The sequence below is a fragment of the Bacillus sp. z14 (2026) genome (genome assembly GCF_058313575.1).
On the sequence record NZ_JBZFQK010000006.1, the window covers coordinates 1 to 15,837 of the forward strand.

The window sequence follows — 15,837 nt, forward strand, 5'->3', positions numbered from 1 at the left end:
AATCGTTCTTTGAAAACTGGATAATGTAATGTAAGGCAAAGTAAATGCGTTTTAATAAAAACCGAGTAAGAGTTTTTTAACGGTTAAGTTAATAAGGGCGCACGGTGGATGCCTTGGCACTAGGAGCCGATGAAGGACGGGACTAACACCGATATGCTTCGGGGAGCTGTAAGTAAGCTTTGATCCGGAGATTTCCGAATGGGGAAACCCACTGCCCGTAATGGGGCAGTATCTTACACTGAATTCATAGGTGTATGAAGGCACACCCGGGGAACTGAAACATCTAAGTACCCGGAGGAAGAGAAAGCAAATGCGATTTCCTGAGTAGCGGCGAGCGAAACGGAATCAGCCCAAACCAGATGGCTTGCCATCTGGGGTTGTAGGACACTCATTGTGGAGTTACAAAGGAACGGGGTAGATGAAGCGACCTGGAAAGGTCCGTCAGAGAAGGTAACAACCCTGTAGTCGAAACTTCGTTCCCTCCCGAGTGGATCCTGAGTACGGCGGGACACGAGGAATCCCGTCGGAATCCGGGAGGACCATCTCCCAAGGCTAAATACTCCCTAGTGACCGATAGTGAACCAGTACCGTGAGGGAAAGGTGAAAAGCACCCCGGAAGGGGAGTGAAAGAGATCCTGAAACCGTGTGCCTACAAGTAGTCAGAGCCCTTTTATGGGTGATGGCGTGCCTTTTGTAGAATGAACCGGCGAGTTACGATCCCATGCAAGGTTAAGTTGATGAGACGGAGCCGCAGCGAAAGCGAGTCTGAATAGGGCGTTTGCAGTATGTGGTCGTAGACCCGAAACCAGGTGATCTACCCATGTCCAGGATGAAGTCCAGGTAACACTGGATGGAGGTCCGAACCCACGCACGTTGAAAAGTGCGGGGATGAGGTGTGGGTAGCGGAGAAATTCCAATCGAACCTGGAGATAGCTGGTTCTCTCCGAAATAGCTTTAGGGCTAGCCTCGAGTTTAGAGTCTTGGAGGTAGAGCACTGTTTGGACTAGGGGCCCTCATCGGGTTACCGAATTCAGACAAACTCCGAATGCCAAAGACTTATACTCGGGAGTCAGACTGCGAGTGATAAGATCCGTAGTCAAAAGGGAAACAGCCCAGACCACCAGCTAAGGTCCCAAAGTATACGTTAAGTGGAAAAGGATGTGGAGTTGCCCAGACAACCAGGATGTTGGCTTAGAAGCAGCCACCATTTAAAGAGTGCGTAATAGCTCACTGGTCGAGTGACTCTGCGCCGAAAATGTACCGGGGCTAAACGTATCACCGAAGCTGTGGATGCATACCGTATGGTATGCGTGGTAGGAGAGCGTTCTAAGGGCTGTGAAGCATGACCGGAAGGACATGTGGAGCGCTTAGAAGTGAGAATGCCGGTATGAGTAGCGAAAGAAGGGTGAGAATCCCTTCCACCGAATGCCTAAGGTTTCCTGAGGAAGGCTCGTCCGCTCAGGGTTAGTCGGGACCTAAGCCGAGGCCGAAAGGCGTAGGCGATGGACAACAGGTTGATATTCCTGTACCACCTCTCTTCCATTTGAGTGATGGGGGGACGCAGTAGGATAGGGTAAGCGCGCTGTTGGATATGCGCGTCCAAGCAGTTAGGCCGATGAGCAGGCAAATCCGCTCATCACATAAGGCTGAGCTGTGATGGCGAGGGAACTAGAGTACCGAAGTTCCTGATTCCACACTGCCAAGAAAAGCCTCTAGCGAGGAAGAAGGTGCCCGTACCGCAAACCGACACAGGTAGGCGAGGAGAGAATCCTAAGGTGATCGAGAGAACTCTCGTTAAGGAACTCGGCAAAATGACCCCGTAACTTCGGGAGAAGGGGTGCTCATTAGAGGTTTATAGCCTCGAAGAGCCGCAGTGAAAAGGCCCAGGCGACTGTTTAGCAAAAACACAGGTCTCTGCGAAGCCGCAAGGCGAAGTATAGGGGCTGACGCCTGCCCGGTGCTGGAAGGTTAAGAGGAGCGCTTAGCGCAAGCGAAGGTGCGAATTGAAGCCCCAGTAAACGGCGGCCGTAACTATAACGGTCCTAAGGTAGCGAAATTCCTTGTCGGGTAAGTTCCGACCCGCACGAAAGGCGTAACGATCTGGGCACTGTCTCAACGAGAGACTCGGTGAAATTATAGTACCTGTGAAGATGCAGGTTACCCGCGACAGGACGGAAAGACCCCGTGGAGCTTTACTGCAGCCTGATATTGAATTTTGGTACAGCTTGTACAGGATAGGTAGGAGCCTTTGAAGCCGGAGCGCCAGCTTCGGTGGAGGCATCGGTGGGATACTACCCTGGCTGTATTGACATTCTAACCCGCACCCCTGATCGGGGTGGGAGACAGTGTCAGGTGGGCAGTTTGACTGGGGCGGTCGCCTCCTAAAGAGTAACGGAGGCGCCCAAAGGTTCCCTCAGAATGGTTGGAAATCATTCGCAGAGTGTAAAGGCACAAGGGAGCTTGACTGCGAGACCTACAAGTCGAGCAGGGACGAAAGTCGGGCTTAGTGATCCGGTGGTTCCGCATGGAAGGGCCATCGCTCAACGGATAAAAGCTACCCCGGGGATAACAGGCTTATCTCCCCCAAGAGTCCACATCGACGGGGAGGTTTGGCACCTCGATGTCGGCTCATCGCATCCTGGGGCTGTAGTCGGTCCCAAGGGTTGGGCTGTTCGCCCATTAAAGCGGTACGCGAGCTGGGTTCAGAACGTCGTGAGACAGTTCGGTCCCTATCCGTCGTGGGCGCAGGAAATTTGAGAGGAGCTGTCCTTAGTACGAGAGGACCGGGATGGACGCACCGCTGGTGTACCAGTTGTTCTGCCAAGAGCATAGCTGGGTAGCTACGTGCGGACGGGATAAGTGCTGAAAGCATCTAAGCATGAAGCCCCCCTCGAGATGAGATTTCCCATAGCGCAAGCTAGTAAGAACCCTGAAAGATGATCAGGTTGATAGGTCCGAGGTGGAAGTGTGGTGACACATGGAGCTGACGGATACTAATCGTTCGAGGACTTAACCAAATGAATCAAGCATACTTGCCAAACTTACATTATCCAGTTTTGAAGGAATGATTTCTTTCTAACCAAATAGTCCGGTAATGATGGCGAAGAGGCCACACCCGTTCCCATTCCGAACACGGAAGTTAAGCTCTTCAGCGCCGATGGTAGTTGGGACGCGAGTCCCTGTGAGAGTAGGACGTTGCCGGGCAATCAGAAACCAGTTCAGTTGATGAGCTGGTTTTTTTGTGCGGTTTTTTAGGGAGCAAGGAGGATTTTGGATACTTGTTGGAGCTGGAGGAGTGAGGAGTCGGGATCAATCCACAGTCAATGGAATATCTTAAAGACGTGAATAAGGTATGGGAAAGGTGCGCTATTCTGGGTCTACCATCACCTATACTGCACTTAGCCCGGGCAAAGATTGGTTGAAAGGTAGGCGAAGTGTGGAGGAAAGCAGCTATGTTCCACCTATGGGACACCTATGCCCGACCTATACCCGGGCAAAGGTGGTTAAAAGGTAGGTGAAGTGTGTAGGAAAGCAGCTATGCTCCACCTATGAGGCACCTATGCCCGACCTATACTGGGGTAAAGGTGGTTGAAAGGTGGGTAAAGTATGGAGGAAAGCAGCTATGTTCCACCTATGGATCACCTATGCCCGACCTATACCGGGGTAAAGGTGGTTGAAAGGTAGGCGAAGTATGTAGGAAAGCAGCTATGCTCCACCTATGAGGCACCTATGCCCGATCTATACCGGGGTAAAGGTGGTTGAAAGGTGGGTGAAGTATGGAGGGAAGCAGCTATGTTCCACCTATGGAACACCTATGCCCGACGTATACCAGGGTAAAGGTTGTTGAAAGGTGGGTGAAGTGTGTAGCAAAGCAACTATGCTCCGCCTATGAGGCACCTATGCCCGACCTATGCCCCGCGGTGATCTATCCCAAGGCAAGGACCTTAAAGGTCGGCGTAGTCGTACCGAAGCCGTGTCACACTGTATTAAAGCTATGCGAAGTATACAGCAAATCTGTAGTAGCCAAGACCTCATCTCAAGCAATAAATCTATACGTAAAGAGTCAGATATTCCATTACCAAATTCATATTTCTAACCTTGCGCTAACCTAAAAAAACGAAATTGGATTTACACACTAAAATAATGTAAACTTTAATAATAAAATATAAAGCATGGTGAATGACTGTGACCGAATATATGAGAATTTGTAATAGTGAAGAAGAGACCAGGAAGCTGGCAGAGGAAATTGGAAGTCGCCTGATTCCCGGATCTGTAATTGCGCTTGAGGGAGACCTAGGTGCAGGCAAAACAACATTTAGCAAGGGAATTGCTAAAGCAATTGGTGTAACAAGAAATGTAAATAGCCCGACCTTTACCATTATGAAAGAATATAAAGGGAAATTTCCACTTTATCACATGGATGTTTATCGAATTGAAAATGAAGAGGAAGATTTCGGGTTTGAAGAATATTTTGAAGGTGAAGGAATTACGATCGTCGAGTGGGCTCATCTGATAAAAGGACAATTGCCGGAAGAGCTTTTGACCTTATATTTATATCATGATGGGAATGATAGACGGAGAATTGTAGCTGAACCAAAAGGTGAATTTTATGAAAAGCTATGTGAGGAGATATTTTAATGAATGTATTAGCAATTGATACATCTACGAATGTCCTGGGAGTGGCTGTTGCTAATGAAAAAGGGATTATCGGAGAGCAAATAACATTTACAAAACGAAACCATTCAGTACGGGCGATGCCTTCCATAGAAGCAATTTTGAAGGAATGCGGGCTTAAGCCAGGAGACCTTGATAAAATCGTGGTGGCAAAGGGGCCAGGTTCTTATACCGGCGTAAGAATTGGCGTAACGATTGCCAAGTCTTTGGCCTGGAGTCTAGGCATTCAATTATCAGGCGTATCAAGTTTAGAGGCGCTTGCCCTGAATGGCAGATATTTCAATGGTTTGGTATGTCCACTGTTTGATGCAAGAAGGGGACAGATTTATACAAGTCTTTTTAAATGGGATAATGGAGAGTTAGTTAGATTGGAGGAAGACCAGAATGTGTTGGCCATTGAGTGGGCTGAGCATTTAAAATCACTCAATCAACCTATACTATTCATAGGCAATGATGTTCCTATTCATATCGAGGCCCTAACAGAAATTCTTGGAGATAAGGCTATTATGGCACCTTTATCGTTGCATCAGGCCAGGCCGGGTGAATTAGCATTGCATGGCATGAATCTGCCTGGTGATGATATCCACACCTTTGTCCCCAATTACGTACGTTTAGCAGAAGCTGAGGCGAAATGGTTAGAAGCTCAAGAGAAACAGAGGGAAGAGTAATGAATCAGACGATTACATTTCGTAAGATGACTATAGAGGATCTTGATAGTGTGATTGAGGTAGAGCATGCTTCTTTTACTTTGCCATGGAGCAAAGAAGCTTTTTATAATGAGCTGATGAACAATCAATATGCGTATTATTTGGTAGCAGAGGATCAGGGGAAAGTAATTGGTTATTGCGGTACTTGGTTCATCCTCGATGAGGGCCATATCACGAATATTGCCGTATTGCCGGAATGGAGAGGCAAAAAAATCGGGGAAGAATTAATGGTACGTATGTTGGGCAAGGCACAAAGCATGGGAGTGAAAAGAATGACTCTCGAGGTACGGATCGGAAACCAAACTGCTCAAAGTCTCTATCGAAAATTGGGCTTTAAAGACGGTGGCATAAGAAAGTTTTATTATACAGACAATATGGAAGATGCATTAGTAATGTGGGTGGAATTATGGTGAATAAAGAAAATCAAATCATATTAGGTATAGAAACCAGCTGTGATGAAACCGCAGCAGCAGTAATAAAAAATGGCCGAGAAATTCTTTCAAATGTTGTAGCTTCTCAAATCGAGAGCCATAAACGTTTTGGTGGAGTCGTTCCTGAAATTGCTTCAAGGCATCATGTTGAAGCAATTACCCTTGTAGTTGAAGAGGCATTGGAGAAAGCAGAAATCTCTTGGGATGATCTTGATGGAATTGCGGTTACTGAAGGTCCTGGGTTAGTGGGAGCTCTCTTAATAGGCGTAAATGCGGCAAAAGCATTGGCTTTTGCTCATGGAATTCCACTTATTAATGTACATCATATAGCTGGGCATATATATGCAAACAGAATTCTCACTGAGTTTTCTTTTCCCCTCCTTGCATTGGTTGTATCCGGTGGCCATACGGAGCTGGTGTTGATGAAGGAGCATGGAGCTTTTGACGTTATAGGGGAAACAAGAGATGATGCAGCCGGTGAAGCATATGATAAAGTAGCTCGTACGCTAAAGCTACCTTATCCGGGCGGCCCTCATATTGATCGACTGGCGCATGAAGGTCAGCCAACAGTTAAACTGCCTCGTGCATGGCTAGAAGAGGATTCATATGATTTCAGTTTCAGTGGATTAAAATCGGCTGTTATAAATACATTGCATAATGCCAACCAAAAAGGTAAAGTGATAACTCCTGAGGATCTGGCTTGCAGCTTTCAGGAAAGTGTAATTGATGTCTTAGTAACTAAAACCGTAAAAGCAGCAGATGAGTTCCAGGTGAAACAAGTACTGTTAGCCGGTGGGGTTGCTGCCAATAAAGGATTAAGAACTAAATTAGAAGAAGCTTTTATAGACAAAAAGGAAGTAGAATTGATTATACCTCCACTTTATTTATGTACAGATAATGCAGCAATGATTGCTGCAGCAGGTAGTATTGCTTTTGAAAAAGGCAAACGAGCTGCCATGGACTTGAATGCAAATCCAGGATTGATATTGGAATAAAAAATAAGAGGGTTACTTGTATTAAGTAATCCTCTTATTTTATTGGTAAAAAAATTGATTGAAAAGTAAAAGCACTCGAATAATTGTGGATAACTACGTGTTATCAACAGATTCTGTGGATAAAAGATTTGAAATCTGTGGATAATGTGGAAAAATCAAAATAAACCTTATTTTATAACTTTTTTAATGTGGATAAAAATGTTGATAAAAACCAAGCCATCCCTAACTTGGTTTTTTATCTTGATTTATTCGTCTTGTAGAGAAGTCCACTCTTCCATTAATGCTTCCAATTCTTCTTCAGTTGCTGTAAGAGTTGTCTGGATTTCCAATGATTTCTCATGGTCCTGATAGATTTCCGGATCACATAATTGTGTATTTAAATCGGATATCCGTGTATCAAGTTCTTCAATGGTAGTTTCAATTTCTGCGATACGTCTTTGGCGTTGGCGCTCTTTCTTTTTAAGCTCCTTGTCCTCCTGATAAGTAGTTTTATCTGAAACAGGGCGATTGTTGGAGATAGAATCCGCTGGTTTTTCCAGTTCAGCGAGTTCCGCTTGTTCTTGTTTTTTCTGAATATAGTAGTCATAATCTCCCAAGTATTCAATTGTACCATCTGCTTTCATTTCCAATACTTTATCGGCAATTCGATTGATAAAGTAACGGTCATGGGATACAAAGAGGAGAGTGCCTGAATAATCAACCAGTGCATTTTCAAGCACTAATTTACTGTCCAAATCCAAGTGGTTGGTCGGCTCATCTAAAATTAAAAGGTTGGCTTTTTGCATCATTAATTTTGAAAGAGCCAGCCGTGCTTTTTCACCACCGCTCAAGGTAGAGACAGTTTTCATTACATCGTCTCCGCTGAATAGAAAGTTTCCTAATATGGATCGGATATCCTTTTCAGGTTGGTTAGGGAAGTCATCCCATAACTCATTTAGCACAGTTTTGTTGGACGATAGATTAGCCTGCTCTTGATCATAATATCCGAGTGTCACATTGGCACCGAGCTGAAAATCTCCATGCAAAGCCGGAATTCTGTTAATCAATGTTTTTAATAAAGTAGATTTCCCTACCCCATTAGGACCAATCAGTGCAATGCTTTCTCCTCTAGTGATTCTAAAGTTCAAGTGGCTGGCAACAGGTGCTTCATATCCAATAGACAAATCATTTGCCTGAAGAACTTCATTACCACTTTGCTTTTCAATCTCAAAGGTAAAATTAGCTGATTTTTCATCGCCCAAGGGCCGATCCATTACTTCCATACGCTGCAGGGCCTTTTGCCGGCTCTGGGCTCGTTTAGTTGTAGATGCTCTGGCCATGTTTCTTTGGACAAAATCTTTTAATTTTGCAATCTCATCCTGCTGTTTTTCATAAAGCTTTGCATTACGTTCGTATTCCTCTGCCTTTTGCTCTAAGTATCTGCTGTAATTCCCTGTATATTTCTTAATTGATGTTCGGGAAAGCTCCATTACTTGATGGACAACCTTATCAAGGAAATAACGATCATGGGAAACAATTAGGATAGCGCCAGGGTAAGATTGAAGATAGCCTTCGAGCCAGCTTAATGTATCGATATCAAGATGGTTGGTCGGCTCGTCTAGAATCAGTAAATCAGGTTTCGTTAATAATAATTTACCTAGTGCAAGCCTGGTTTTTTGGCCGCCGCTTAAGGAATTAATAGATGTAGTATAATCATAATCCGAGAAACGCAGACCGTGTAAGACAGAACGTACATCTGCTTCCATTTGGTAACCGCCAGAATTTTTAAATTGCTCCTGGAGACGATCGTAATCTTTTAATACCCGGTTATATTTTTGTTCATCATTGTAGACAGAAGGATCAGCCATAGATTTTTCCAATAATCTCAATTCATCTTCTTGTTTTTGTAAGCCTTCAAAAACAGAGATCATTTCATCCCAAATAGAGCGGTCTGATTGGAGACCGGTATTTTGAGCCAAATATCCAATCGAAACATCTTTTGGCTTATAGATCTCCCCACTGTCATGTGAAAGGTGACCTGCAATGATCTTAAGCAGGGTGGATTTTCCTGCACCGTTTCTGCCAACAAGTGCTATACGGTCTTTCGTTTGAACTTCGAGCTTAATAGTAGATAAAATTGCTTCAGCTCCATAATATTTGGATACATTATTAACTTGTAAAATAATCATATTCTCACCTCAAGAAGTACATACCTTAAGTGTAGCCTACTCTTGATAAGCACCGCAACTTAATAGAAAATTTGTGAATACTCACACAAAAATTACCAAAAATGATAGAAATATTATAGAATAGGAATAGGAGAATAAACTTTCAGTGAATTTACGTGCTTTATTAATCAGGAAAGATCCCATATGATTGGTATCGCGGAGGTAACCTGGAAACAATCAGAACCGCTAGTCCTAGTATTTTGCTCGAATATAAAATTAACGAATCATTGATAAAAAAGCGGCGTATTATACATAGCTAAGATAGTTAGAATTATGGTAGTGAAGAAAACTTCTGATATAATTTCTATGTGGTACCCGGGCACTCCAAGGATTAGATATTGATTTTATATGGAAAAAAGCTGAAAATATGAATAGATTAATTATTCGTATAATCTTAAAAACGAAAGTAAGAAATAACAGCTGTTTCAGCAATACTTGATTAACCTTATATGTTATGTGCAAAGCAATCGAAAAATCAATGGTTATTGAAGGAAACTATTTTCATTGGAAAACCGGGGGGTAAAACCAGTCGGGATTATCAAAGGCAGTTTTGATATATGGAGTAACGATTGACAAGAAAGAATAGGGAGAAGGGAATTAATTTTGCAGGAAAATACTAAAATACCGCAGGCTACAGCCAAACGACTTCCATTATATTATCGTTTTATACAAAATCTACACGCGTCAGGAAAACTACGAGTTTCTTCCGCAGAACTAAGTGAAGCTGTTAAAGTAGATTCAGCTACTATACGAAGAGATTTCTCGTACTTTGGTGCTTTAGGTAAAAAAGGGTATGGTTACAATGTTAATTATCTATTATCCTTCTTTAGAAAAACTCTCGATCAAGATGAGATTACAAAGGTAGCTCTAATTGGAGTCGGGAATCTAGGTACAGCTTTCTTAAATTATAATTTTATGAAAAATAATAATACAAAGATTGAAATGGCGTTTGATGTTTCTCCTGATAAAGTAGGAACCCTTATAGGGGATGTTCCGCTCTATCATATGGATGAACTGGAGAAAAAACTTGAAAAGCAAGATATTAGTGTAGCTATTTTAACAGTTCCATCACAGGTTGCCCAATCTATTACAGATCGTTTAGTGGCTGCGAACATTAAGGCTATTTTAAACTTTACGCCGGCACGTCTGAATGTGCCAGACAGCATTCGTGTCCATCATATTGACCTTGCAGTCGAATTGCAATCATTAGTATATTTTCTTAAACATTATCCATCCGGAAATACGGAAGATACAGAATAAAAAATCTCGAAGGTTTTCCCTCCGAGATTTTTTTTGTTATTCTTTTGGTTTTTCACTTTTCATTTTCTTTATTTGCTTATGAATCATCACCAAGCGGATTCCTGAACCAACATCAAGTGTAGCCAGTATGATCAGGAAATAGGTAAAGAAATCCCAACCGCTGCGTGATACATTTTGAACAGCAAAAAATATAAAAATAGCACCTAAAATTAAGTAAGTCGTTGCCATATACAACGGTGAACGTCTCATAACAAACCTCCGATAAAGCTTTGAACTTTATTAAGCTCTTCCATATTTTTTAATATATCATCTTTGTAAAGTGATTGTACGATTACAACTAATGTATTCATAGTAATGTGGGCAAAAATAGGAACAAGGATTCTCTTTGTTTTAACATATAAATAAGCAAATGTGAATCCCATTGCTGTATAAAGCAGGATATGTACAAATTCCATGTGAGCAACGGCAAAGATCAGTGAACTGATTAACGCGCTCAGGAAGAAATTCAATCGCTTGTGTAATGTGCCAAAGATAATTTTCCTAAAGACAATCTCTTCTAAAAATGGCCCAAGTACAGAACTGACTACCATAACAAGCGGTACTGCCTCAATGAGACCGAGTATATTCTGTGTATTTTCAGACCCGGTAGGAATACCAATAATTCGTTCGATATTACCAGCTATAGATTGTGAAAACAAAGCAAGAAATACTCCGCCAATTGCCCAGCCGATCGAAGCTCCCACACTTGCCTGATCGCCTAAGCTTCTATTATTTTTTTCATATCTCAGTAGGACTAGAGTAATGATAGAAGCCAGAATAAAGCTTATAACAATCCAATACCCTGCAGCCAATACTTCTATCCGTTCCGCGGGGATATTCGTGTTCGATAAGAAAACCAGCATAATTGGGATACCAAGAATAGAAGAAAATTGCATGGCAATATAGGTAATGAGAATTGACCAGTAATATTTTTTCAAATAGAAAAACTCCCTTAATCTTTTATATAGATATTAGATTGCGTATATCTTTAATTTTAACCGTTTTTACCTCATAGTTACAATTGCGAAACATTTTCCTTCTCTTCATCTACCAAACTGAAATAAAAAGGATATTTAGACCTTATTTGGGTAAGATAAATAAATGGTGATAAAATTTAAAAATTTTAACTAATATTACTTGCAAATCATTGGTTCTTTATTTAAACTATAAATTGTGTTAGCACTCAACGATGATGAGTGCTAATAAAAATGGAGATAACTTTAAGGAGGTAGTTTTACTTGTTAAAGCCACTAGGAGATCGCGTTGTGATTGAACTTGTCGCACAAGAGGAAAAAACTGCAAGCGGCATCGTGTTACCAGACACTGCCAAAGAAAAACCATCTGAAGGCAAAATTGTAGCGGTAGGAACAGGCCGTGTCCTTGAGAATGGTGAGCGAGTAGGATTGGAAGTATCTGAAGGCGATCATATTATCTTCTCTAAATATTCAGGTACAGAAATTAAATACGAAGGTAAAGAATACTTAATTTTACGTGAAAGCGACATTTTGGCCGTTATTGCTTAACGAAAATGTCGATTAAAAAATAAGACATAACAAAAAAATCGAGGAGGTAATTTACGTATGGCAAAAGATATTAAATTTAGTGAAGAAGCTCGCCGCGCTATGTTACGTGGGGTAGATGCATTAGCTGATACAGTAAAAGTTACACTTGGACCAAAAGGACGTAACGTTGTTCTTGAAAAGAAATTCGGTTCCCCACTTATCACAAATGATGGTGTAACAATCGCAAAAGAAATCGAGCTTGAAGACGCGTTTGAAAACATGGGTGCTAAATTGGTTGCAGAAGTAGCAAGCAAAACAAATGAAATTGCTGGTGACGGTACAACTACTGCAACAGTTCTTGCCCAAGCTATGATTCGTGAAGGATTGAAAAACGTAACAGCTGGCGCTAACCCAATGGGCGTTCGTAAAGGGATTGAAAAAGCTGTTTCTGTTGCAATTGAAGAATTACAAGCAATCTCCAAACCAATCGAAGGCAAAGAATCCATTGCACAAGTTGCTGCGATTTCTTCTGCTGACGAAGAAGTTGGCGCTCTAATTGCTGAAGCAATGGAACGCGTTGGTAACGACGGAGTTATCACAATCGAAGAATCCAAAGGATTTACAACTGAACTAGATGTAGTAGAAGGTATGCAATTCGACCGTGGATATTCTTCTCCATACATGGTAACAGATTCCGATAAAATGGAAGCTGTACTAGAAAATCCATACATCTTGATCACAGATAAGAAAATCTCTAACATCCAGGAAGTACTTCCTGTCCTTGAACAAGTTGTTCAACAAGGTAAACCTTTATTGCTAATTGCTGAGGATGTTGAAGGTGAAGCACAAGCAACTCTAGTTGTGAACAAACTTCGCGGAACATTCAATGCAGTAGCTGTTAAAGCTCCTGGATTCGGTGACCGTCGTAAAGCTATGCTTGAAGACATCGCTGCATTAACTGGCGGTGAAGTAATCACTGAAGAACTAGGCCGTGACCTTAAATCTGCTACATTAACTTCTCTTGGACGCGCTGCGAAAGTTGTTGTTACAAAAGAAACAACTACAATCGTTGAAGGTGCTGGAGAAACTAGCGAAATCGGTGCACGTATCAATCAAATTCGTTCCCAATTAGAAGAAACTACTTCTGAATTTGATAAAGAAAAATTACAAGAGCGTCTTGCTAAACTTGCTGGCGGCGTAGCCGTTATCAAAGTAGGTGCAGCAACTGAAACAGAATTGAAAGAGCGCAAACTTCGCATTGAAGATGCTCTAAACTCCACTCGTGCTGCTGTTGAAGAAGGTATCGTAGCCGGTGGTGGTACTGCACTTGTAAGTGTGTACAATAAAGTGGCTGCTGTGGAACTTGAAGGCGATGCACAAACTGGTGTTAACATCGTACTTCGTGCTCTTGAAGAGCCAGTTCGCCAAATCGCTCACAACGCAGGCCTTGAAGGTTCTGTAGTTGTAGAACGTCTTAAAAAAGAGGAAATCGGCATTGGCTTCAATGCAGCTAATGGCCAATGGGTAAACATGATCGAATCCGGTATCGTGGATCCTACTAAAGTAACTCGTTCTGCACTTCAAAACGCAGCTTCTGTTGCAGCTATGTTCTTAACAACTGAAGCAGTTGTTGCTGACAAGCCAGAGCCAGCTGGTGCAGGCGGCGGAATGCCTGACATGGGTGGTATGGGCGGAATGGGCGGCATGATGTAATCTTGCCCCCAAACCCTTGATATATAGGGATTCGGAAGGTTATGAAAAGTGAAATGCTAACTTTTTGCTAACTTTCATTATAAGAAGACCTGTAATCAGGAATTTAGAGGAGACCTTTCGTAAGTTCACTGAACTTGCGGGAGGTCTTTTCTTCTATATTTTTGGTCATGTGTGCATAGATGTTCATGGTTGTATTTATGTCAGCATGCCCCAATCTTTCCTGGATCTCTTTAACACCTGCACCAGCTTCTATGAGAAGAGATGTGTGTGTATGCCTAAAGCTATGAGGCGTTATATGCTTATCAGTGTCCGTGTATTTCAACAATCGTTGTAGCCTTAGCATAACCTTCTTCATGACTCTTGGATGGCCATGATTTTCTGCAAAGATAAAATCATGGTTTTTGTATATTGGACGTTGTTTCAATATTAACTTCTTTTGTTCATGCTTATGATCTTTAAATAAGGATATAAGCATATCGTCAATCATAATAGTCCGAATAGACTTTTGGGTTTTAGGAGTAAGAATTTCATAACCATCTTGTTTATTATTGGGGTTATAGTAGGTCTTCGTTATTCGTAATGTCTTTTTCTTGAAGTCTAAATCACTCCACTTTAGTGCTAGAAGCTCTCCTAAACGAATCCCTGTATATGCCAAGGTAGCGAAAGTGAGCAAATCTAAATCCAAGCCATGTTTTCTTGTAAGACTTAGAAAGTTTTTAAGCTCATCAAGCTCCAAAAATTTCTCTTGAAGTGTGTCATCTTCTATTTCCTTTACCGTTAAATGTTTTTTCGGCATGACAAAACTATCTGTGGGGTTATGTTGGATTAAATCCAGCCTTATAGCATGCTTGAATATCATATTTCCCGTTGTATGAATACTGTCAATGTAGTTCCGACTGTATTTTTTATTCAACTCGTTGATTCGAGCCTGATACATGTGTTTCGTAACCTTCCGAATGGGGAGATGTCCCCAAGCAGATATAAGATGCTTCATTGCTATCTTACGAGCCCTTACACTGCTAACTTTTGTTTGAGCAGCATAATAGGATAGCCACTCGTTAGCAAATGTTTCAAAAGTAATGTTCGATTCTTTGATTAATTGTCCGTTCTGTATGCTCTCCTCTAGTTTGTTTGCAGCTAATTGAGCTTCCTTCTTAGTTTTGAATCCGGATTTCGTTAATTGGCGCCGTTTTCCGGTTGCTGGATCGTTAGCGATATTTACGATATATGCCCACTTGTTTCCACGTTTATGGATAAAAGCCACTATCGTTTCACCTCCTTTCAATGATATTTACTAATAAATCTCTTATTTTAATCCTTTACATACTGAGGGAACATCCTTTCTAGCATTTCTGTGATTTTTTCTCGTTCCTCTTTAGTAAGCCGATGACCATAGTATGTTATAACATCTTTATTAAGGAATATAGATAGGTCATCTAAGTATGATTCTGTCTCTTGTGAGATTTCCCTGGCATGTAATGAATTCTCAGAAAGAATAGGATAGGGTGCTTCTCTATTGGCTGGCTCATTTCCAGTGTAAAGTTTGACACCCTCCGAAGTTTCTTGAATGAAAAAATCACTTTTATTAACATATCCAGCCTTTTCTAGTAATTCGTAATAATCTATGGAAAGCGTTGAAGCTAATTTTTGTAAAACTTCAGGCGTTGGTTTTCTTTCTTTTTTTGAGCGAGGATCAATGCCTTTTTCTAATGTGTGTAAATAAGAGTGACTTAGTCCGGTTAACTGCTCCATTTCTCGTAAGGTACGTTTCCCACGTAGTTTTCTTAGATAATTTCCGAAATCGTTCATATGACTCATCCTTAGAAAAAATTTTAAAAAATGTCATTTTTTTCTTGATATTGATTTATCCATAGTATATCTTATTCACAAGGAGGTGTAAACCATGGTATACAAACATGGCAGTGGATAACATAATAAGGAATGCAATTTTTTTTGGGATTCTTGTAAACCATGAAATACAAAGAATGGGGTGAATTGCTTTTGATTACTTTAAAAATTGATGAAGAAGAATTAAAAGAATTATATCTTCAAAGAGTTGAAGAGCATTTAAAAGAACTAGAGACAGATGTGTTCTTCATGAATTCTAAACAGTTGTCCGCTTATTTAAACATGTCTTGGAAAACAATTGTCACACACTTTTTATATGAAGAAGACTTTCCCAAAGTCCGCTTAGGCGCAAAATGGCTTTTTAATAAAAAAGAGGTCCAAGAATATATGGAGAAGCATTATATTGAGGTCCGGAATAATGGTGGGGATTTTCTGAGATATAAGAGAAGGGATTGATTTTT

General features: G+C 41.4%; 13 protein-coding genes and 2 rRNA genes. 10 read left to right on the plus strand and 5 right to left on the minus strand.

Annotated features, from left to right (window positions below):
* Positions 1 to 81: 81 nt before the first annotated feature.
* The 6 genes from AC4G3O_RS16480 to tsaD all read left to right on the plus strand — a co-directional run bounded on the left by AC4G3O_RS16480 (position 82) and on the right by tsaD (position 6,807).
* Positions 82 to 3,017, plus strand: a 23S ribosomal RNA gene (locus AC4G3O_RS16480).
* 70 nt (positions 3,018 to 3,087) lie between these two features.
* Positions 3,088 to 3,204, plus strand: a 5S ribosomal RNA gene (rrf, locus tag AC4G3O_RS16485).
* A 975-nt stretch (positions 3,205 to 4,179) separates the two neighbouring features.
* Positions 4,180 to 4,638, plus strand: coding sequence for a tRNA (adenosine(37)-N6)-threonylcarbamoyltransferase complex ATPase subunit type 1 TsaE (gene tsaE, locus AC4G3O_RS16490; protein WP_066110012.1), 459 nt, complete (start codon positions 4,180 to 4,182; stop codon positions 4,636 to 4,638).
* Positions 4,638 to 5,342, plus strand: coding sequence for a tRNA (adenosine(37)-N6)-threonylcarbamoyltransferase complex dimerization subunit type 1 TsaB (gene tsaB, locus AC4G3O_RS16495; RefSeq protein ID WP_066110009.1), 705 nt, complete (start codon positions 4,638 to 4,640; stop codon positions 5,340 to 5,342). Before tsaE ends, tsaB begins: the two co-directional genes overlap by 1 nt.
* Positions 5,342 to 5,794 (plus strand): ribosomal protein S18-alanine N-acetyltransferase, encoded by a 453-nt coding sequence (rimI, locus tag AC4G3O_RS16500; RefSeq protein ID WP_140462253.1) that lies wholly within the window; start codon positions 5,342 to 5,344, stop codon positions 5,792 to 5,794. The genes tsaB and rimI overlap by 1 nt, the downstream gene beginning before the upstream one ends.
* Positions 5,791 to 6,807 carry a tRNA (adenosine(37)-N6)-threonylcarbamoyltransferase complex transferase subunit TsaD gene (tsaD, locus tag AC4G3O_RS16505; RefSeq protein ID WP_491136464.1) on the plus strand — a complete coding sequence of 339 codons (1,017 nt, stop codon included), beginning with the start codon at positions 5,791 to 5,793 and terminating at the stop codon, positions 6,805 to 6,807. The genes rimI and tsaD overlap by 4 nt, the downstream gene beginning before the upstream one ends.
* Positions 6,808 to 7,052: 245 nt before the next feature.
* Here the strand turns inward: tsaD and AC4G3O_RS16510 are convergent, their stop codons facing one another.
* Positions 7,053 to 8,975, minus strand: coding sequence for an ABC-F family ATP-binding cassette domain-containing protein (locus AC4G3O_RS16510; RefSeq protein ID WP_066110000.1), 1,923 nt, complete (start codon positions 8,973 to 8,975; stop codon positions 7,053 to 7,055).
* Positions 8,976 to 9,614: 639 nt separating this feature from the next.
* On the opposite strand from AC4G3O_RS16510, the gene AC4G3O_RS16515 reads away from it, so the two are divergent.
* Entirely contained in the window at positions 9,615 to 10,274 is a 660-nt protein-coding gene (locus tag AC4G3O_RS16515) for a redox-sensing transcriptional repressor Rex (RefSeq protein WP_066109997.1), read from the plus strand.
* 36 nt (positions 10,275 to 10,310) lie between these two features.
* Here the strand turns inward: AC4G3O_RS16515 and AC4G3O_RS16520 are convergent, their stop codons facing one another.
* Entirely contained in the window at positions 10,311 to 10,523 is a 213-nt protein-coding gene (locus tag AC4G3O_RS16520) for a YdiK family protein (RefSeq protein WP_066109994.1), read from the minus strand.
* The gene (locus tag AC4G3O_RS16525) at positions 10,520 to 11,251 is read right to left on the minus strand and encodes a CPBP family intramembrane glutamic endopeptidase (RefSeq protein ID WP_066109993.1); all 732 of its coding nucleotides are present in this window, start codon (positions 11,249 to 11,251) and stop codon (positions 10,520 to 10,522) included. The genes AC4G3O_RS16520 and AC4G3O_RS16525 overlap by 4 nt, the downstream gene beginning before the upstream one ends.
* 300 nt (positions 11,252 to 11,551) lie before the next feature.
* On the opposite strand from AC4G3O_RS16525, the gene groES reads away from it, so the two are divergent.
* Together groES and groL are read left to right on the plus strand one after the other, a co-directional pair.
* Entirely contained in the window at positions 11,552 to 11,836 is a 285-nt protein-coding gene (groES, locus tag AC4G3O_RS16530) for a co-chaperone GroES (protein ID WP_066109990.1), read from the plus strand.
* A 57-nt stretch (positions 11,837 to 11,893) separates the two neighbouring features.
* Entirely contained in the window at positions 11,894 to 13,528 is a 1,635-nt protein-coding gene (gene groL / locus AC4G3O_RS16535; protein ID WP_066109987.1) for a chaperonin GroEL, read from the plus strand.
* Positions 13,529 to 13,631: 103 nt separating this feature from the next.
* On the opposite strand, the gene AC4G3O_RS16540 is transcribed toward groL, so the two are convergent.
* On the minus strand, positions 13,632 to 14,792 hold the full coding sequence (locus AC4G3O_RS16540; protein ID WP_491136465.1) for a site-specific integrase: 1,161 nt from the start codon (positions 14,790 to 14,792) through the stop codon (positions 13,632 to 13,634).
* Positions 14,793 to 14,839: 47 nt separating this feature from the next.
* Positions 14,840 to 15,337 (minus strand): helix-turn-helix domain-containing protein, encoded by a 498-nt coding sequence (locus tag AC4G3O_RS16545; RefSeq protein ID WP_491136466.1) that lies wholly within the window; start codon positions 15,335 to 15,337, stop codon positions 14,840 to 14,842.
* 162 nt (positions 15,338 to 15,499) lie between these two features.
* Between AC4G3O_RS16545 and AC4G3O_RS16550 the strand changes: the two genes are divergently transcribed.
* Positions 15,500 to 15,832 carry a helix-turn-helix domain-containing protein gene (locus AC4G3O_RS16550; RefSeq protein WP_491136467.1) on the plus strand — a complete coding sequence of 111 codons (333 nt, stop codon included), beginning with the start codon at positions 15,500 to 15,502 and terminating at the stop codon, positions 15,830 to 15,832.
* The last annotated feature ends 5 nt before the right edge of the window (positions 15,833 to 15,837 follow it).

What these genes read in the sequence shown, in the direction of transcription:
- tsaE (WP_066110012.1), top strand. Translation starts at nt 4,180, where the DNA reads ATGACTGTGACCGAATATATGAGAATTTGTAATAGTGAAGAAGAGACC.
- tsaB (WP_066110009.1), top strand. Translation starts at nt 4,638, where the DNA reads ATGAATGTATTAGCAATTGATACATCTACGAATGTCCTGGGAGTGGCT.
- rimI (WP_140462253.1), top strand. Translation starts at nt 5,342, where the DNA reads ATGAATCAGACGATTACATTTCGTAAGATGACTATAGAGGATCTTGAT.
- AC4G3O_RS16510 (WP_066110000.1), bottom strand. Translation starts at nt 8,975, where the DNA reads ATGATTATTTTACAAGTTAATAATGTATCCAAATATTATGGAGCTGAA.
- AC4G3O_RS16520 (WP_066109994.1), bottom strand. Translation starts at nt 10,523, where the DNA reads ATGAGACGTTCACCGTTGTATATGGCAACGACTTACTTAATTTTAGGT.
- groL (WP_066109987.1), top strand. Translation starts at nt 11,894, where the DNA reads ATGGCAAAAGATATTAAATTTAGTGAAGAAGCTCGCCGCGCTATGTTA.
- AC4G3O_RS16545 (WP_491136466.1), bottom strand. Translation starts at nt 15,337, where the DNA reads ATGAACGATTTCGGAAATTATCTAAGAAAACTACGTGGGAAACGTACC.
- AC4G3O_RS16550 (WP_491136467.1), top strand. Translation starts at nt 15,500, where the DNA reads ATGAAATACAAAGAATGGGGTGAATTGCTTTTGATTACTTTAAAAATT.